Consider the following 16409-nt stretch of genomic DNA (forward strand, 5'->3'; position numbering starts at 1 on the left):
CGATCTGAGTATATCTACGTGCAGTCATTGCACAGCTGTGCAGTAACTGCACTGGAGTGATTTCTCTGTGGCGCAGCGCACACGTCCGCGCCTGTCACAGGGGCCGGGGCGCCGGTGTCTGGTGCCCGGCAGACGTCATCGAAGGAACGGGAAGCCACCATGAGCAAGGTCTGGTTCGTCACCGGTTCGTCGCGCGGCCTCGGCCGCGAATTCACCGAGGCCGCGCTGTCCCGCGGCGACAAGGTGGCCGCGACCGCCCGCAGCGTCCGAAGCCTCGACGACCTGGTCGCCGCCTACGGCGACGCGGTGCTGCCGCTGGAGATGGACGTGACCGACAAGGACGCCGTCTTCGCGAGCGTGCGGCGGGCCAAGGAGCACTTCGGCCGCCTGGACGTCATCGTCAACAACGCCGGCTACGCCCAGATCGGCGCGGTCGAGGAGCTGACCGAGCGGGAGCTGCGCGACCAGCTGGAGACCAACCTGTTCGGCGCGGTGTGGGTGATCCAGGCCGCGCTGCCCCACCTGCGCGAGCAGCGCTCGGGGCACATCGTCCAGCTGTCCTCGGCGGCCGGGCTCATCGCGATGCCGCTCGGCGGCGCCTACCACGCCTCCAAGTGGGCCCTGGAGGGCCTGAACGAGGCCCTCGCCGGCGAGGTCGCCGGCTTCGGCGTCAAGGTGACGATCGTCGAGCCCGGCGGGTTCGCCACCCGGGACGGCAAGAACCCCGACCCGCTCGCCAACGGCCACATGGCCAAGCCCGCCCCGGCCTACGACGGCCTGCGGCAGCGCCTCGGCGCGGTCGCAGGGAAGCAGCCCGCCGGCGACCCGGCCGCCGCGGCCCAGGCGCTGCTCAAGCTCGTCGACTCCGAGAACCCGCCCCTGCGGGTCCTGTTCGGGCTCGGCTTCTACCCGATGCTCCAGCAGGCCTACGCCGACCGGCTGAAGACCTGGGCCGACTGGCAGGACCTCTCGGCCGAGGCCCAGGGCGCCCGCTGAACCCCACACGCACGATCACCTATGGAGGCGACCATGGAACAGGCACTGATCACCGGAGCCAACAAGGGGCTCGGGCTCGAGGCGGCCCGGCGGCTCGGGGAGATGGGATGGAAGGTCTTCCTCGGCTCGCGCGACGAGGGCCGCGGTCGGGAAGCCGCCGCCAAGCTGGCCGCCGAGGGCATCGACGTGGTCATGGTCCCGCTGGACGTGACCTCGGACGACTCGGTGGCCGGCGCCGTCCGGCTCGTCCGGGAGCACACCGGCCGGCTGGACGTCCTGATCAACAACGCCGGCGCGCCGGGCCGGGGCATCACGCCGGCGGAGGCGACGGCCGAGGAGATCCACTCCGTCTATGACACCAACGTGTACGGCCCCGTCAGGGTCACCCACGCGTTCCTGCCCCTGCTGCAGGCGGCGGACAACCCGCGGGTGGTGATGGTGTCCAGCGGCGGCGGCTCCTTCGCGGTCGTGACCGACCCGGAGCAGCCCGTCTCCCGCTTCCACGAGCTCGCCTACAGCTCGTCGAAGGCGGCGCTGAACATGATCACCGTCCGCTACGCCCAGGCCCTACCGCACATCAAGTTCAACATCGCCACTCCCGGCGAGATCGCCAACCGCACGTTCGCCGCCACCGACATGAACCACCACACCGGCGCGCTGACGGTCACCGAGGGCACCGACTCCATCCTCAGGCTCGCGACGCTCGGCCCCGACGGCCCGTCCGGCGTCTTCGTCGACCGCCTCGGCCCCGCCCCCTGGTGACTACGCCCCGCCGGCGCCCAGGCCCACCCGCGGCCTGGGCGTCAGAGCTCTGCGGAGCGGATGAAGCCGAACACGGCGTGCCGCAGCTGTTCCAGGTAGTCGCGCAGGTCCTCGCCGATGGGCACGAACTCGCTGTCGCGGGAAGCGGTCCGGGACCGGTAGATCACGCCAGCACCGGTGATGAGACGCAGAGCGCCGTCGCTGGCGAAGATGATGCCGCGGGCCTCTTCGCCGAGCCGGACGGTGCCTTGTTCACGCAGCTCACCGACGACCTGGTCGGCCGGATGGACGAAGCACCCGTTGCCGATGTCGGGTAGCAGGACCGCATCGATGACCCGGTAGAAGGCGTCCAGCGGCGGGGGTGGCTCCGTAGAAACGGCGCCTTGATCAGCCACGCGGACGAGGTTGTCACCCGGCGGGTAGCCGAAGCGGTTCATGAAACCGGCGAGGAACGGCGCGAGGGCCTGGTTGATCTCGCTGCTCCAGGAGGTCAACCAGGCCACATCGAGGGTTCGTGCTGCGCTCATGAGCCCGATCCCTACTCTTTGAGTCCAGACGTTGCACGGCCCTCCCCTACAGGGAGGGATTCCAGGAAGAGTCCGAACGGCGCTGTTGAAGTGTCCCGAACCTACCGGCGAGCAGGTCACCGCCTTGCCCGCCGATGGCTTGGTATATGTGGTCATGCCGGGTCGGCCACTTTGGAGCGCTGGTGCCGCCGATCGTCCTTTCGCCGGCGCTCCTGGGCGATCCACTGCTTTCCTTCCGCGGCGATCCCCTCCATGACATGCAGAGTGTGGTGAAGGCCGGCCGCGTCCAGCGTCGCCTCCGATACGACGCCGGGCGTCTCGCCCGGCTCGAGTTCCTCCATTCCCGGGCCTATCACCTTGGCCTGGATCCGTTCCCCGTTGACGAGCACGAGTTCGAAGCTGCGTTCACCGTCGTCCGCTTGGCGTACCCGCACGGCCGCGACCGCCTCGTAGCGGTAGTTGGTCCGGCCCCGGTCATGGAAGGTGCCCCGCGCGAAGTCGAGTTCGGCGCTGAGCTGGCGTACCCCGTCCGCGGTGAGGAGGAAAAGAAGCAGCTGATAACGCGTGTAGCGCCAGGGGCCGTTGAGCACACGCGCGCGGCTAGCGGATGAACCGGGTGCCTCGATGAACGCGTAGGCGACCATGTTGCTCATGACCAGTCCGTAGTGACGCAGTGCTTCGTCCAGCAGCACTTTCCGGTCCCGGTTCAACCAGGTGGCCATTTCCGGGTCGGAGGGCTTGTCGGCCAGCTTCGCCTGCCAGCGCTCGAAAGCCGCCATGCAGTCCTCCTGCATCTGCGCGCTTTCGGCCTCGTCGGCCGCGCACCGCCTCCGCTCCAGAACGATGTGCGCCCAGGCGCGGACGGCGAACACCCCGGCCGCCAGCGCTATGGCCACCGAACGGACCGCGCTCAAGGGAGCGATCCGTGCCGCGCTCTCCACCGCCCAGACGATTCCCAGCACGAAGACGGCGAGGCCGGCAAGCGCCACGACCTTAGTGGCCAGCGGGGTCGCCAGTTCCCACCGGTAGCTCCACAGCGTGCCGTTCTCCCATCGCTTCTTGACGTCGCCCACCCGGTACCGGATCAGCCAGGAGATCTTCTCGACGCCGGTTCGCTGTTCCCGGTAGATCTCGACGATCTCGTCCCGCATGCTCTTGCGGATTCCCGCCGTCCCGGCCAGCCAGGCGGAGCGGCTCGTGTCACGCGGCACGTATCTGGCGAAGTAGTGGTCGAAGCGCTGGTCTACCTTGTTCGCGAAGCCACCGGCCGGTGCGCCGGTCGTACGTTCCCGAGGCCGCCCGTACTCTTCGTCTTTCGCCCGACGCCGTTCGCTGCGAAAACGCCATTCCATACCGCTGCGCGCGGCGCAGCAGCCGCCGACGATACCCAGCAGATACACGAGCAGCGCGAAGACCTGAAGTTCACGTGCCAGCAGGTAGCCGATATGGATCGCCGCCACGGCGAGGACGGCCGTCGCCACCACCGCCCGGATCCAGGTGCCGGTGGAGATGTCAGCCGGCCGCACGGGACGGCGCCGGGGCGGGGTCGGCTCCGGCTGGAAGAACTTCCAGACACGTTCGGCTCGACTGTCCGCCATCTGGTGCTGCTTGGCGCTTTGCAGGGCTCGATGCCACATCTGGTCTTTGAGCGGCCCCTCCAGGAACAGCTCAAAATGCCGCAGGATCGCGGCGCGCTGGATTTCGCCGAGCCCGTCGAAGTCCTTGAGCAGGGCAGGCAGATCTGCATCCGGCTGCTGCGCGGAGTCCAGCAGCCGGCTGATGGCCTTCACCCCGTCCGCCCACGCATCGCCGCCGGTGACGTGGCAGATGGTCCGCGCCTGCCGCAGCCGCTCGGCGTCCTCTTCCGGCATCTCATGCCGCGTCCGGCCGCTGACGAGTGCCAGCTGCCAGTAGAAGCAGACCTCGTTGCCGGTATGGCCGTCCATGATGGCTTCGTGGATGAGCTGCCGTGCCCTGTCCGGCGTGCTGCCATCGAGCCAGCGCACACCGGTTTCGAACTTCTCCGCAGGTGAAGGGTCCGCGGGCAGCGAGTAGTAATGGACGCCGCCGTGCACCGTCGCCGCCTGAACACCGACGTAGGCGGAATCCCCGGCGTAGTTCGTCGTGCCGGTATCCGGCCCGGTCATGTCAGCCCCTGGACCAGGGCGATGACGCTCGCCACCTCGGCGGCCAGGACGGCCACGTCCCCGACGAGCCCGCGCACCTTTTTGAGGGCCAGCGTCACCGCGCCGATGTCCTGGGGCGTGGTGGTTCGCAACGTTTCCCGGGCGGCGGCGAGCTCGGCCTGCGCCGCCTGGTAGGTCTCCTCGTCCAGGTGATCGGCCGCTCGCGCCTGCTGGAGCAGGACGGCCAGGCCGGCGACCGCCTCGGCGGGGTCGGCCGGCGGGCGCCGCTCACCGGTCATCCGGATACCGCCATGCACATGACCGGCCTGCACGCCCACTCGCGCGTTGTCCTTGGCCACGTTGCGGATCGTTCCGCTCATCTCCGAACTCCTCTTCGTTCCGGTCGCCGCGTGCCGATCGGGGTCCTGTTCCTCGGCGGCCAGGCTTTCCGCCAGTGCCCTGGTGAACGCCGCCGCGTTGGCCACCGCCCGTGCCTGCCACTGCTCCCGGTCGGTGATCTCCTTGGTGCCGTCGGCCTGGTCGCTGACGCCTCGGATCACAACCACCGGGAGCGCCCTGTTCAAATGCGCGGCCTGCGCCACGCCCGCCCCTTCCATCTCGATCGCGAGTGCGTCGTTGTAGTTCCGCTGGAGCCAGCGGGCGTGCGCCGACAGCTTGGAATTCAGGACCACCTCACCGGCCGCGATCGGCCCGAAATGCACTTCGGGAGCCTGCTGGGCCGCGCCCAGTCCCTGCGACCAGGAGCGGACGCGGGCGATGTGCCGGGCGATCTGATCGGCGCCGTGCGAGACCTCCCACACGCGCGGTCGGCTCTTGAACCCGTCGTCCTGGCTCGTCCCGCCGTGGAACGCATAGACATGGGTGGCCACCACCACGTCGCCGAGGGCGATATGGGAGTGCAGGGCGCCCGCCACCCCTACGAACAGCAGGGCCGCGGGGGTGAACTCGGCAATGGCGCGTTCGGCCAGTACCGCCGCGGACTGGTTGCCCTTCCCGACGAGGCCCAGTGCGATACGGCACCGGCTCCCCGCCAGCCGGCCGACCTCGAAGCGGGTGCCCTGCGGGTGCCGGTGCAACCGCGGGTCGTCCAGCTTCTCGCGGACGGCCTCGTACTCCACATCCAATGCCGTCAGGACGACGATCGGACTGCCGCTCATTCTTCCCGCCCTTTCGCGTTCGGCTGTTCGGCCGGCCGGACCATCGGCGGATACAGGACCGTGCGCGGGCCGGCCCGGAACAGCCGGGCCGGCCTCCCGGTCGTGACCTTGCGCTCCGAGCCCGCCGCGACGATGAACCCGCTGGTCTTCTGGACCTTGCGATAGAAGTTGCGGGGGTCGAGTGGGATCCCCCATACCGCCTCGTAGACCCGCTGCAGGTCGGCGATCGTGAAGACGGGCCCGCAGAACGCCGTCGCGAGCGCGGAATGCTCGAGCTTGGCGCGGGCCTTCTCGACGCCGTCCGCGACGATCCGCCGGTGGTCGAAGGCGAGCTCCAGTTCCCCGGAGAGCACCCGGTCGGCTCGCTGCCATCGGGCGCCGGCCGCGTCCGTGCCGGCGACCGGCTCGGGCAGCCCCGGCGCGATCGCCAGGTAGGCGACGGACACCACCCGGCCGCGTGGGTCACGGCCGGGCTCGCCGTAGACGCCGAGGTGTTCCAGGTGCAGCGGCTCGACGTCCATGGCGGCCTCCTCCGCCAGTTCGCGGCGGGCCGCGGCCGTGAGGTCCTCTTCGGCATCCCGCAGGAATCCGCCCGGGAGCGCCAGGGCGCCCTTGTAGGGCTCGACACCGCGCTCGACGAGCAGGACCTGCAGGTGCGATTCGCGCAGCGTCAGGATCACCAGATCGACCGCGAGCAGCACGGCGGGGGGCGTCCAGCGGTCTTCGGTCATGCGGCGAGCCTAGCTTTCTGTCACCTTGACAAAAAGTCGCTTCAGGCTGCCACCCCGGTCACCGCTTCATCACCGATCGGTAAGGCCTGGTGCGGCACCCGGACGCGGAGCGGGCGCCGCCGCGCAGGTGAGGCCGTTGTCCGGCGGAAGCGGGCGGCCCCGTTCAGCAGCCGGTCATCCTCACGTCCCATGCCGGCCAGGGCCGGATCCGTATCCGGCAGCCGGTCCGATCGTTTCGAGGGGTGCACCCCACCCGGCCTGAACAAGTTTCATTCGTTCTCTTGAATCATTCGTGTTTAGGGGGATAGGTTGGGCGGCATGTCCGTATCCCCGGAACCGTCCACCGCCGCCGAGCTGCGCGGGGCCGGCCTGCGGGTGACCGCCGCCCGCGTCGCGCTGCTCGACACCGTCCGCGACGGCGACCACCTCGGCGTCGAGGCGATCGCCGCCGGGGTGCGCGAGCGGGTCGGCCACATCTCGCTCCAGGCCGTGTACGAGGCCCTGCACGCGCTCACCGCGGCGGGCCTGGTGCGCCGCATCGAGCCGGCCGGCAGCCCGGCCCGGTTCGAGGGGCGGGTCGGGGACAACCACCACCACGTCGTGTGCCGGTCGTGCGGGGCCGTCGCCGACGTCGACTGCGCGGTCGGCGAGATCCCCTGCCTGACCGCGTCCGACGACCACGGCTTCACCATCGACGAGGCCGAGGTCATCTACTGGGGCAGGTGCCCCGCCTGCTCCGCCGCACCCGGTTCCTGAGCCCCACATCCCCCCTGGCCTGGAAGGATTCTCATGACCGAGAACCACGATGCGATCGTCACCGACGCCAAGGAAGAAGACGGGGGCGGCTGCCCCGTCGCGCACGGCCGCGCCCCCCACCCGACGCAGGGCGGCGGGAACCGCCAGTGGTGGCCCGACCGCCTCAACCTGAAGATCCTGGCCAAGAACCCCGCCGTGGCCAACCCGCTCGGAGAGGGGTTCGACTACGCCGCGGCGTTCCAGAGCCTGGACCTGCCCGCGGTGAAGCGCGACATCGCCGAGGTGCTGACGACCTCGCAGGACTGGTGGCCCGCCGACTTCGGCAACTACGGCCCGTTCATCATCCGGATGGCCTGGCACAGCGCCGGCACCTACCGGATCAGCGACGGCCGCGGCGGCGCCGGCGCCGGCCAGCAGCGCTTCGCCCCCCTCAACAGCTGGCCCGACAACGCCAACCTCGACAAGGCCCGCCGCCTGCTGTGGCCGGTGAAGAAGAAGTACGGCCAGAAGCTGTCGTGGGCCGACCTGCTGGTCCTGGCCGGCAACGTCGCCCTGGAGACGATGGGCTTCCAGACCTTCGGCTTCGCCGGCGGCCGCGAGGACGTCTGGGAGCCCGAGGAGGACGTCTACTGGGGCCCCGAGTCCGCCTGGCTCGACGACGAGCGCTACAGCGGCGACCGGGAGCTGGAGAGCCCCCTCGGCGCGGTCCAGATGGGCCTGATCTACGTCAACCCCGAGGGCCCGAACGGCAACCCCGACCCGCTGGCCTCGGCCCGCGACATCCGGGAGACGTTCCGCCGGATGGCGATGAACGACGAGGAGACCGTCGCGCTGATCGCGGGCGGCCACACCTTCGGCAAGACCCACGGCGCGGGCCCCGCCGACAGCGTCGGCGCCGACCCCGAGGCCGCCTCGATGGAGGAGCAGGGCCTCGGCTGGAACAACACCTTCGGCACCGGCAAGGGCGGCGACACGATCACCAGCGGCCTGGAGGGCACCTGGACGCCCACCCCGGTGAGCTGGGACAACAGCTTCTTCGAGACGCTGTTCGCGTACGAGTGGGAGCTGTTCAAGAGCCCCGCCGGCGCGCACCAGTGGCGGCCGAAGGACGGCGGCGGCGCCGGGACCGTGCCCGACGCCCACGACCCGTCCAAGAGCCACGCCCCGACGATGCTGACGACCGACCTCGCGCTGCGCTTCGACCCGGTCTACGAGCCGATCTCGCGGCGGTTCCTGGAGAACCCCGACGCGTTCGCCGACGCGTTCGCCAAGGCGTGGTTCAAGCTGACGCACCGCGACATGGGCCCGGTCTCGCGCTACCTCGGCCCGGAGGTCCCCGCCGAGACGCTGCTGTGGCAGGACCCGCTGCCGGAGCGGACGTACGAGCTGGTCGACGCCGCCGACATCGCCTCCCTGAAGGCGCAGATCCTGGCGTCGGGCCTGTCGGTTTCCGAGCTGGTCGCCACGGCGTGGGCGTCGGCGTCGTCCTACCGCGGCAGCGACATGCGCGGCGGCGCCAACGGCGCGCGCATCCGGCTGGAGCCGCAGATCGGGTGGGAGGTCAACGACCCCGACCGCCTCCCGGCGGTGCTGCGCACGCTGGAGGGCATCCAGGCGGGCTTCAACGCCTCCCGGACCGACGGCAAGCAGGTCTCGCTGGCCGACCTGATCGTGCTGGCCGGCGGCGCGGGCGTCGAGAAGGCCGCCAAGGACGCCGGTTTCGACGTCGAGGTGCCCTTCACGCCGGGCCGGGTGGACGCCTCGCAGGACCAGACCGACGTGGAGTCGTTCACCGCGCTGGAGCCGACCGCCGACGGGTTCCGCAACTACCTCGGCAAGGGCAACCGGCTGCCGGCCGAGTACCTGCTGCTCGACCGGGCGAACCTGCTGACGCTGAGCGCGCCGGAGATGACGGTCCTGGTCGGCGGCCTGCGGGTGCTCGGCGCCAACCACGGGCAGTCGTCGCAGGGCGTCCTCACCGCCAACCCGGGGACGCTGACGAACGACTTCTTCGTCAACCTGCTCGACCTCGGCACGCAGTGGAAGGCGACCTCGGAGGACCAGACCTCCTTCGAGGCCTACGACACCGCCACCGGCCAGGTCAGGTGGACCGGCAGCCGCGCCGACCTGGTCTTCGGGTCGAACTCCGAGCTGCGGGCGCTCGCGGAGGTCTACGCGAGCGATGACGCGAAGGAGAAGTTCGTGACCGACTTCGTCGCGGCGTGGGTCAAGGTGATGAACCTGGACCGCTTCGACCTGGTCTGAGCGTGCGGTGACCCGGCCGGGACACCGGCCGGGTCACACCTGTTCGCCCTCCCGGGCCGCGTAGCCGCTGGCCTGGAGGGCGAACAGGCGCGCGTACTCCCCGTCCAGCGCCATGAGCTCCTCGTGGGTGCCGCGCTCGGTGATCCGCCCCTGGTCCAGGACCACGATGAGGTCGGCCTCGCGCACGGCGCCGAGCCGGTGCGAGATCAGCACGCTGGTCCGGCCGTGCCGGTGGCGGCGGAGCGAGGCGTGCACGGCGTGCTCGGCCTCGGCGTCCAGGCCCGAGCTCGGCTCGTCCAGCAGGAGCAGGTCGCGGCTCTGCCGCAGGAGCGCGCGGGCCAGCGCGAGGCGCTGCCACTGCCCGCCCGACAGGGCCGCCCCGGCCTCCTCCTGGTCGCCGAAGATGCGGCTCAGCATCGTGTCGTAGCCGCGCGGCAGCGCCGCGACGGCCTCGTGGACGCCGGCCCGCTCGGCGGCGGCCCGGATCCGTTCCGCGTCGCCGGCCGCGGCCAGGTCGCCCAGCATGATGTTCTCGCCGGCGGTGAGGTCGTACTCCATGAAGTCCTGGAACACCACGCCGATCCGCTCGCGGAGCTCGGCGGGGTCCAGGTCGCGCAGGTCCGTCCCGTCCCAGGTGACCGCGCCCTTGTCGGGGTCGTAGAGGCGGCACAGCAGCTTGACCAGCGTGCTCTTGCCCGCCCCGTTCACCCCGACCAGCGCGACGCTGCGGCCATGGGGGATGAACAGGTCGACGCCCCGCAGGATCCAGGGGTGCTCCTCGCTGTAGCGGAACCACACGTCGCGCAGCTCGATGCCCTCGCGCAGCTCCGGGACGGGGCGGGGCCCGGCGCGCACGGGCAGGTCGGGCACGGCCTCGGTGACCGTGACGAAGTGGCCGAACATCAGCAGGGCGTTGTGCGCGTCGGCCCACCGGTCGACGATCGAGGTCAGCGCGGCCTGCACCCCGGCGACGGCGGCGGCGAAGACAGTCACGTCGCCCGCGGTGAGGTCGCCCGACGCCGCCGCGAGGACGGCCCACACCAGGCCGCCGCCCGCGACGCCGTTGCCGACCAGGGCGAGCAGCCCCTGGCGGCGCAGCGCCTTCAGGTCGACGCGGCGCTCGGCGTCGTCGGTGGCCTTCAGCTCGCCCAGCATCCGGGTGCGGAAGAAGTCGCCCAGCCCGAACAGCCGCACCTCCTTGGCCGCCTCGGGCCTGGTCAGCAGCTCGCCGTAGAACACCTGGCGGCGCATGCCGGGGCTGATCCGCCACATCGTGCCGGCCCGCTCCTTGCTCAGCCCGAGCTGGAGCCACACCGCGGGCAGCGCCGCCAGCACGATGACCGCGACCAGCACCGGGTTGACCATCAGCAGCGTGACCACGAAGCCGGACATGGCGACGGCCGACTGGCCGATCGTCAGGGCGCCGGAGATGAGCCGGTCCGGGGCGCTGTGGCCGGACTCGTACGCCAGCCGCAGCGTGTCCTGGAACGCCGGGCTCTCCAGGCGGCGCAGGCCCGCGTGCGCGTTGACCGCCCGGAACAGGCGGTCGGTGACCAGGGCGCGCACCGCCCGGCGCAGCTGCGCCTGGGCGTAGGTGCCGGCGTGCGGCAGGACGGTGAGGCCGAGGCCGCAGCCGGCGAGTCCCGCGGCCAGGAGCAGGAGCCGGTCCGTACCCCCGCCTTCGGTGAGCGCGTCCAGGACCAGCTTGGTCAGCCACGCCGTCGCGACCGGCGCGAGCCCGCCGAGCAGGGCGAGGACCACCGCCGCGACCGTCGCGCCGCGGTGCGCCCGCCAGGCCAGCGAGGCGACGACGGCGATCCGGCGCGGCGTCGCCGCACCGCTCATAGGCCCGCCGGGACGGGCAGGTCGGCGGGGCGGATCAGCGAGGCCGTCACCACGGCGTTCTCGTCCACGACGTAGAAGCCGGGGAAGGCGGGCCGCCCGAACGCCGTGGCGACCGGGCCGTCCTGGGGCTCGACCGCCACGGTGGCGACGGGTGCCAGCGCGGTGGTGAACGGCTCGGCGTCGTTCCGGTCGCCGACGACGACCGCGAGGACGCGCCCGGCGCCCAGGCCCCCGACCCGCTCGGTGAACTCGGGCAGGTGCTCCCGGCAGGAGGCGCAGGTGGTGGAGAACAGGCCGACGACCGTGGGGCCGGTGAAGAAGCCGCGGTTCAGCGCGGTGCCGTCGAGGGCGGCCGCGGTGAACTCGGGCAGCGGGGTGCCGGGCGGGGTGAACGGCGGCGCCGCCCGTTCGCCCTCCAGCAGCGCGGCGTGTTCGCGGAGGCGGCGGACGACCGCCAGGGTGAGGAGCAGGTTGAACGCGCTAAGGGCGCCGACGAAGACGACGCCCGCGACGAGATAAGGCACTTGCCGTCCTTCATGGTTCATCGGGGAGACGGCACGATCAGCAGGTCGGCCAGTTCGGCGAAGAAGACGAACACCGCGCCGAGCACGCCCGCCGCCGCCACCGCGACGACCGCGCCGCCCGGGTGCACCGGGGCCGTCGCCGTCAGCTGCGCGGACAGGCCGGCCGCCGCGACCACGGCGAGCGCGAGGTTGCGCACGACCTGGACGCGGCCGAGCGGGGCCGGGCCGCCGCCGAGGCAGCGGCAGGTCGCCTGCCGCCCGGCGCGCAGCGTGCGGACGATCGCCGCGGTGAACATCAGCAGGACGGCACCGGCCAGCGCGAGGCCGGCCGGTGCCGTGGGTCCGATCGCCGCCAGCACGACGATGGCCGCCTCGGCCGCCGGCACGGCCGCGGACACCGCCGCCGGCGGCAGCCCGGGGGCCAGGCCGGGCACCGACGCGCGGAACTCCCGGAAGGCCTTCGGGCTGCGCGCCTTGCCGATCACCGCGACCAGGAAGACCAGTTCCAGGGTGCAGCGGGCGGCCAGCGCGACGTACTGCATGGCGATCGGCCCGGGGTCAGCGGCAGTAGGTGCGGCCGGCGTAGATGCAGCAGTGAATGCCGGTGGAGGTCCACCAGCAGGCCTCGGCGCGGGCGGTGGTGTTCGGCAGGAGGCGGCCGAGGAGCCGGTCGCCCAGACGGTTGACTGCACGGATCATGAGGATCTCCTCAAGGTCGAGCCGGAACGTTCCAGCTGCGGGGGCGCCGGGCGCCGGCGCCCGCTGGCCCGAAGCTAACCCCGAAGATCATCCGCCACAAGGGGCCGGATCCCCCCGCCGTACCGCTTTGTGCACTCTGCCCCCAGCGGCCTTTCGATCTTGGTGTCTTCTGCCAGCGACCCGCCGTCAACCCGGCCGCGAGGTGATGTTCAGCCGCCGTACCACCACGCCCAGTAGCCGGTCGCCGGGGAACAGGCCGCGCTGCCGGGAGTCGACGCTGTCGGGGTTGTCGCCGAGCACCGCGAGCGCCCCGGGCGGCACCGTGCCGTCGGCCGGTCCCGGGACGCCGGGCGGCAGCCGGTCCCCCGGCAGCGCGGCGACGCGCTTGACGTTCCAGGACGGGCCGCCGGGGCCGGGCAGGTAGGGCCCGTCCGCGGGCGGTTCGAGCACGACGACGTCCCCGCGCCGCAACCGGCCGAGGCTCCGCCGCCGCGCCAGCACCCGGTCGCCGTCGCGCAGCGTGGGCATCATGCTCGTGCCGGAGATCGTCACCACCACCAGGCGGCCGCGCGCCATCAGCACGCCCGCCGCCGCCGCGGCACCCGCCCCGCCCAGCAGCCAAGTCGAGATTCGCTTCATGGCCGCCAGATCGTAGCCCGCCGCGGCCGCCGCTATGATCTTCCTCCGGTCCGGTGATGGAGGCGGCACGTGCCCGAGTGGACGACCTTGCTGCCCACCGACAGGAGCTCGGTGGGGCCCTATCGCCTCGAAGGCAGGCTCGGCACCGGCGGACAGGGCACGGTCTACGTCGCCAGTGCGGACACCGGGCAGCAGGTGGCGGTCAAGCTGCTCCATCCGCACCTGGTGACCGACGAGCGGGCGCTGTCCCGCTTCCTCGGCGAGGTCGAGCTCGCCAAGCGGGTGGCGCCGTTCTGCACCGCGCAGGTGCTGGACAGCGGCGTGGTGGACGGGCAGCCCTACATCGTCAGCGAGTTCGTGGACGGGCCGTCGCTGCAGCGGTCGGTGCGGGAGACGGGCCCGCGCACCGGGGCCGCGCTGCAGCGGCTGGCGGTCAACACCGCGACCGCGCTGGCCGCGGTCCACCAGGCCGGGGTGGTCCACCGCGACTTCAAGCCCGGCAACGTCCTGCTCGGCCCGGACGGCCCGGTCGTCATCGACTTCGGCATCGCCCGGGCCCTGGACGTCAGCCGGACGATCATCACCAGCCAGGCCGTGGGCAGCCCCGGCTACATGGCGCCCGAGCAGATCGCGGGCGGCGACGTCGGCCCGGCCGCCGACCTGTTCGCCTGGGGCGCGACCATGGTCTACGCCGCCACCGCCGAGCGGGCCTTCACCGGCGACTCGATCCCCGCCGTCATGCAGGCGATCCTGCACGACGAACCGAACCTGGACCGGCTGGACGGGCGGCTCGGCGACCTCGTCCGGGCCTGCCTGGCCAAGGACGCGGCCCAGCGGCCCACCGCCGCGCAGGTCGTGGAGCGCCTGCGCGCCCAGCCGGCCCCGCCGGCCCCGCCGCCCCCACCGGCCCTGCCGGAACCGCCGGCCCTGCCGGAACCGCCGGAACCGCCGGCGGAGATCGCTCCGGCCACCCATCCCAGCGCCGCCACCGGCCGGACCCGCCGCCGCGCCTACGCCTGGGCGGGCGCCGCGGTCCTGGCCCTGCTCCTGGTACTGGCCGCCGCCTACCCGCTGCTCTCCTCCGGCCGAGGAGAGAAGCCTTCCGCCGCGCAGCCCGGACCACGTCCCGCCACGTCCACCGGCGGCGGCACCCCTGCCTCCCCCGCGCCGGGACAGAGCGGAACGCCCCGCCCCACCCCGTCTGCGACTCCGTCGACCGAGCCCAGCCGGCGCGAGCCGGCAGGCGCCACGCCGAGCCCAGACCGAACAAAGCCCCCGGCGCCCCGGAAATCGTCCCCGCCGCCCAGGGAACGGCGCCCTTCGGGGCAGAAGGTGCTCGGGACCGTGTCCGCGAACGACGTGACCCGCTACTGCCAGTCCCAGGGGTACGCGAGCAGCGGGATGACCGGCTCCACCTACTGGTGCTACGGCCCCGGCGGAACCCCGGTGAACATGACGAGCGTGTGCCGCTGGGCCTATCCCGGCCATCCGAAGGCGGTCGCGGACGGCGACACCTGCAAGTCGTCCTGACGCGCGGAAAGGCGCCTCCGGCGCGTCCGCCGTGATTACCGAAGGCGACTTTGGGATGCTCTGGGTAAGCGTCCCGTCCCCCAGTCACCGAGGACCTCCCCGCCATGAGCCACGACGCCCTGTTCAGCCTCGACGGCGACGCCTTCCCCGGCGCGGTGTACGCCGTCGTCGACTGCGAGACCAACGGCTTCTCCCCCGCCAAGGGCGACGCGATGATCGAGCTGGCGATCGTGCTGCTGGACGCCGGGGGCGACGTCGTCGCCGAGTGGGAGAGCCTGCTCGACTCCGGCGGGGCCGTCGGGGCCGACTGGGTGCACGGCATCACCGCCGGCATGCTCGCGCACGCCCCGGGCTTCGCCGAGGTCGCCGGGGAGATCGGGCGGCACCTGGACCGGCGGGTGGTCGTCGCGCACAACGCCGAGTTCGACCTGCGCTTCCTGCGGGCGGCGGCCGCGCGGCTCGGCGGCGGCTGGGCCCCCGAGTCGCTGTGCACCCAGCAGCTCGCGTCCGGCTTCCTGCCGAAGGGCGTCCGCAGGCTCGCCGACTGCTGCCAGGCGGCCGGCGTCCCGCCGCACAACGCCCACGCGGCGCTCGACGACGCCCGCGCCACCGCCGCCCTGTTCCAGTACTACCTGCGCGGCGCGCCCCGCCCGCTGCCCTGGGCCGACAAGGTCGAGCGCGCGCGGCAGGCGCCGTCCTGGCCTCCGACCGCCCTGCCGCAACGCCCCGCGATGCCCCGCTCCCGCGTCTGACGCTCCGCGCTACGCTGCGGCGCATGAACCCCGAAGAGGCCGACGCCAAGGTGCAGCTGGCCTGCACGCGCTACCTCAAGGCCAAGGAGGAGGCCGACGCCGCCCTCGGCGACCTCTTCGCCGCCTACGCCGCGGCCGTCGAGGCCGGCCGCACCGTCGAGGAGCTCGCCGAGAACAGCCCGCTCAGCGCGGCCGACATCCGCACGGGGCTGCGGGCCTAGGGCCAGGGCTCCTCGCCTTCCTTCAGGCGGGTGGCGAAGGTCCGCACGGTCTCCAGGGCGAGGCGGTACAGGCCCGAGCCGAAGGAGACGCGGGCCGCGCCCAGCCCGGCCAGGCGCTTCACCGACATGCCCGGCAGGCACAGGACGTTGACGACGCCCAGTTCCTTCACCAGGGCCTCGATGATGCCCTCGTCCCGCACCGCGATCGGGTAGACGCAGTCGGCGCCCGCCTCCAGGTAGCGGCGGCCCCGGGCGAGGGCCTCGGGGAGGGCCTCCGGGGCGCCGGTGACGAAGGTGTCCACGCGCGCGTTGATGACGAGGCCGGGGTCGGCGGCGCGCAGGGCGGCGATGTAGGCCGCCTGCGCCTCCGCGTCCAGCAGGGCGTGGTCCCTGGAGTCCTCCAGGTTGAGGCCCGCCGCCCCGATCTCGCGGAGGCGGGCCGCGAGGGCGGCCGGTTCGAGGCCGTAGCCCGCCTCGGCGTCGACCGTCACCGGCACCGAGACGGCCTCGATGACGCGGGCGGCCGCCGCGAACATCTCGCCCGGGGGCGCCCCCTCGCCGTCGGGATAGCCGAGCATCGCCGAGATCGCCGCCGACGCGGTGGCGAGGGCCGGGTACCCCGCCTCCTCGACGGCCTTGGCCCCGCCGGCGTCCCAGACGTTCGGCAGGACCAGCGGATCGCCCGGACGGTGCAGTTCGCGAAGTCTCTCGTAGTCCACGGACATGCCTTGTTGTCTACAGCGTCCGGCCCCCGGGCCGCCACCACCCGACAAGCCGGAGTTTTCGGTTTGTTCCACACATTCAGCTCGTTAGATTGAAATTCCAGTGATGAATGGATTCATTGACGTTGATTCCTCG

General features: G+C 72.3%; 17 protein-coding genes. 7 read left to right on the forward strand and 10 right to left on the reverse strand.

The window, feature by feature from the left end; translation table 11 throughout:
- The first annotated feature begins 159 nt into the window (after positions 1 to 159).
- Together ACRB68_RS12990 and ACRB68_RS12995 are read left to right on the forward strand one after the other, a co-directional pair.
- Positions 160 to 996 (forward strand): SDR family NAD(P)-dependent oxidoreductase, encoded by an 837-nt coding sequence (locus ACRB68_RS12990; RefSeq protein WP_153532760.1) that lies wholly within the window; start codon positions 160 to 162, stop codon positions 994 to 996.
- A 33-nt stretch (positions 997 to 1029) separates the two neighbouring features.
- Positions 1030 to 1758 carry an SDR family oxidoreductase gene (locus tag ACRB68_RS12995; protein ID WP_207709678.1) on the forward strand — a complete coding sequence of 243 codons (729 nt, stop codon included), beginning with the start codon at positions 1030 to 1032 and terminating at the stop codon, positions 1756 to 1758.
- A gap of 41 nt (positions 1759 to 1799) precedes the next feature.
- Here ACRB68_RS12995 and ACRB68_RS13000 read toward each other — a convergent pair whose 3' ends face one another.
- The 4 genes from ACRB68_RS13000 to ACRB68_RS13015 form a co-directional block, all read right to left on the reverse strand.
- A complete protein-coding gene (locus tag ACRB68_RS13000; RefSeq protein WP_153532762.1) occupies positions 1800 to 2285 on the reverse strand; it encodes a hypothetical protein in 486 nt (161 codons plus the stop codon).
- 152 nt (positions 2286 to 2437) lie between these two features.
- On the reverse strand, positions 2438 to 4432 hold the full coding sequence (locus tag ACRB68_RS13005) for a hypothetical protein (protein WP_153532763.1): 1995 nt from the start codon (positions 4430 to 4432) through the stop codon (positions 2438 to 2440).
- Complete coding sequence (locus ACRB68_RS13010) at positions 4429 to 5589, reverse strand: 5'-methylthioadenosine/S-adenosylhomocysteine nucleosidase family protein (RefSeq protein WP_153532764.1); 1161 nt, start codon at positions 5587 to 5589, stop codon at positions 4429 to 4431. The genes ACRB68_RS13005 and ACRB68_RS13010 overlap by 4 nt, the downstream gene beginning before the upstream one ends.
- Entirely contained in the window at positions 5586 to 6320 is a 735-nt protein-coding gene (locus ACRB68_RS13015) for an NUDIX hydrolase (RefSeq protein ID WP_153532765.1), read from the reverse strand. Before ACRB68_RS13015 ends, ACRB68_RS13010 begins: the two co-directional genes overlap by 4 nt.
- A 318-nt stretch (positions 6321 to 6638) precedes the next feature.
- On the opposite strand from ACRB68_RS13015, the gene ACRB68_RS13020 reads away from it, so the two are divergent.
- Together ACRB68_RS13020 and katG are read left to right on the forward strand one after the other, a co-directional pair.
- Positions 6639 to 7076: a Fur family transcriptional regulator gene (locus ACRB68_RS13020; RefSeq protein WP_153532766.1), complete on the forward strand. Its 438-nt coding sequence runs from the start codon at positions 6639 to 6641 to the stop codon at positions 7074 to 7076.
- A 33-nt stretch (positions 7077 to 7109) separates the two neighbouring features.
- Positions 7110 to 9341: a catalase/peroxidase HPI gene (katG, locus tag ACRB68_RS13025; RefSeq protein WP_153532767.1), complete on the forward strand. Its 2232-nt coding sequence runs from the start codon at positions 7110 to 7112 to the stop codon at positions 9339 to 9341.
- Between the two features lie 33 nt (positions 9342 to 9374).
- On the opposite strand, the gene ACRB68_RS13030 is transcribed toward katG, so the two are convergent.
- From ACRB68_RS13030 to ACRB68_RS13050, 5 genes are all read right to left on the reverse strand, one after another.
- Positions 9375 to 11186: an ABC transporter ATP-binding protein gene (locus ACRB68_RS13030; RefSeq protein WP_153532768.1), complete on the reverse strand. Its 1812-nt coding sequence runs from the start codon at positions 11184 to 11186 to the stop codon at positions 9375 to 9377.
- Complete coding sequence (locus ACRB68_RS13035) at positions 11183 to 11710, reverse strand: TlpA family protein disulfide reductase (protein WP_153532769.1); 528 nt, start codon at positions 11708 to 11710, stop codon at positions 11183 to 11185. Before ACRB68_RS13035 ends, ACRB68_RS13030 begins: the two co-directional genes overlap by 4 nt.
- Positions 11711 to 11727: 17 nt before the next feature.
- Positions 11728 to 12252, reverse strand: a complete 525-nt coding sequence (locus ACRB68_RS13040; RefSeq protein ID WP_153532770.1) for a MauE/DoxX family redox-associated membrane protein — start codon at positions 12250 to 12252, stop codon at positions 11728 to 11730.
- A gap of 16 nt (positions 12253 to 12268) precedes the next feature.
- Positions 12269 to 12409 (reverse strand): hypothetical protein, encoded by a 141-nt coding sequence (locus ACRB68_RS13045; protein ID WP_153532771.1) that lies wholly within the window; start codon positions 12407 to 12409, stop codon positions 12269 to 12271.
- Positions 12410 to 12595: 186 nt separating this feature from the next.
- Entirely contained in the window at positions 12596 to 13048 is a 453-nt protein-coding gene (locus ACRB68_RS13050; RefSeq protein WP_153532772.1) for a S26 family signal peptidase, read from the reverse strand.
- A gap of 69 nt (positions 13049 to 13117) precedes the next feature.
- Here ACRB68_RS13050 and ACRB68_RS13055 point away from each other — a divergent pair, with 69 nt between their 5' ends.
- From ACRB68_RS13055 to ACRB68_RS13065, 3 genes are all read left to right on the forward strand, one after another.
- The gene (locus ACRB68_RS13055) at positions 13118 to 14578 is read left to right on the forward strand and encodes a serine/threonine-protein kinase (protein WP_153532773.1); all 1461 of its coding nucleotides are present in this window, start codon (positions 13118 to 13120) and stop codon (positions 14576 to 14578) included.
- 104 nt (positions 14579 to 14682) lie between these two features.
- Entirely contained in the window at positions 14683 to 15330 is a 648-nt protein-coding gene (locus ACRB68_RS13060) for a 3'-5' exonuclease (RefSeq protein ID WP_153532774.1), read from the forward strand.
- Between the two features lie 23 nt (positions 15331 to 15353).
- Positions 15354 to 15551 carry a hypothetical protein gene (locus tag ACRB68_RS13065; RefSeq protein ID WP_153532775.1) on the forward strand — a complete coding sequence of 66 codons (198 nt, stop codon included), beginning with the start codon at positions 15354 to 15356 and terminating at the stop codon, positions 15549 to 15551.
- Here ACRB68_RS13065 and ACRB68_RS13070 read toward each other — a convergent pair.
- Entirely contained in the window at positions 15548 to 16276 is a 729-nt protein-coding gene (locus ACRB68_RS13070) for an isocitrate lyase/PEP mutase family protein (RefSeq protein ID WP_153532776.1), read from the reverse strand. The genes ACRB68_RS13065 and ACRB68_RS13070 overlap by 4 nt on opposite strands.
- Positions 16277 to 16409 lie beyond the last annotated feature (133 nt).

The organism is Actinomadura macrotermitis, from assembly GCF_009604375.1.
Taxonomy (GTDB): Bacteria; Actinomycetota; Actinomycetes; order Streptosporangiales; family Streptosporangiaceae; genus Spirillospora; species Spirillospora macrotermitis.

Excerpts from the sequence above, each read along its gene's own strand:
- ACRB68_RS12990 (WP_153532760.1), top strand. The coding sequence starts at position 160 with ATGAGCAAGGTCTGGTTCGTCACCGGTTCGTCGCGCGGCCTCGGCCGC.
- ACRB68_RS12995 (WP_207709678.1), top strand. The coding sequence starts at position 1,030 with ATGGAACAGGCACTGATCACCGGAGCCAACAAGGGGCTCGGGCTCGAG.
- ACRB68_RS13000 (WP_153532762.1), bottom strand. The coding sequence starts at position 2,285 with ATGAGCGCAGCACGAACCCTCGATGTGGCCTGGTTGACCTCCTGGAGC.
- ACRB68_RS13005 (WP_153532763.1), bottom strand. The coding sequence starts at position 4,432 with ATGACCGGGCCGGATACCGGCACGACGAACTACGCCGGGGATTCCGCC.
- ACRB68_RS13010 (WP_153532764.1), bottom strand. The coding sequence starts at position 5,589 with ATGAGCGGCAGTCCGATCGTCGTCCTGACGGCATTGGATGTGGAGTAC.
- ACRB68_RS13015 (WP_153532765.1), bottom strand. The coding sequence starts at position 6,320 with ATGACCGAAGACCGCTGGACGCCCCCCGCCGTGCTGCTCGCGGTCGAT.
- ACRB68_RS13020 (WP_153532766.1), top strand. The coding sequence starts at position 6,639 with ATGTCCGTATCCCCGGAACCGTCCACCGCCGCCGAGCTGCGCGGGGCC.
- katG (WP_153532767.1), top strand. The coding sequence starts at position 7,110 with ATGACCGAGAACCACGATGCGATCGTCACCGACGCCAAGGAAGAAGAC.
- ACRB68_RS13030 (WP_153532768.1), bottom strand. The coding sequence starts at position 11,186 with ATGAGCGGTGCGGCGACGCCGCGCCGGATCGCCGTCGTCGCCTCGCTG.
- ACRB68_RS13040 (WP_153532770.1), bottom strand. The coding sequence starts at position 12,252 with ATGCAGTACGTCGCGCTGGCCGCCCGCTGCACCCTGGAACTGGTCTTC.
- ACRB68_RS13045 (WP_153532771.1), bottom strand. The coding sequence starts at position 12,409 with ATGATCCGTGCAGTCAACCGTCTGGGCGACCGGCTCCTCGGCCGCCTC.
- ACRB68_RS13050 (WP_153532772.1), bottom strand. The coding sequence starts at position 13,048 with ATGAAGCGAATCTCGACTTGGCTGCTGGGCGGGGCGGGTGCCGCGGCG.
- ACRB68_RS13060 (WP_153532774.1), top strand. The coding sequence starts at position 14,683 with ATGAGCCACGACGCCCTGTTCAGCCTCGACGGCGACGCCTTCCCCGGC.
- ACRB68_RS13065 (WP_153532775.1), top strand. The coding sequence starts at position 15,354 with ATGAACCCCGAAGAGGCCGACGCCAAGGTGCAGCTGGCCTGCACGCGC.
- ACRB68_RS13070 (WP_153532776.1), bottom strand. The coding sequence starts at position 16,276 with ATGTCCGTGGACTACGAGAGACTTCGCGAACTGCACCGTCCGGGCGAT.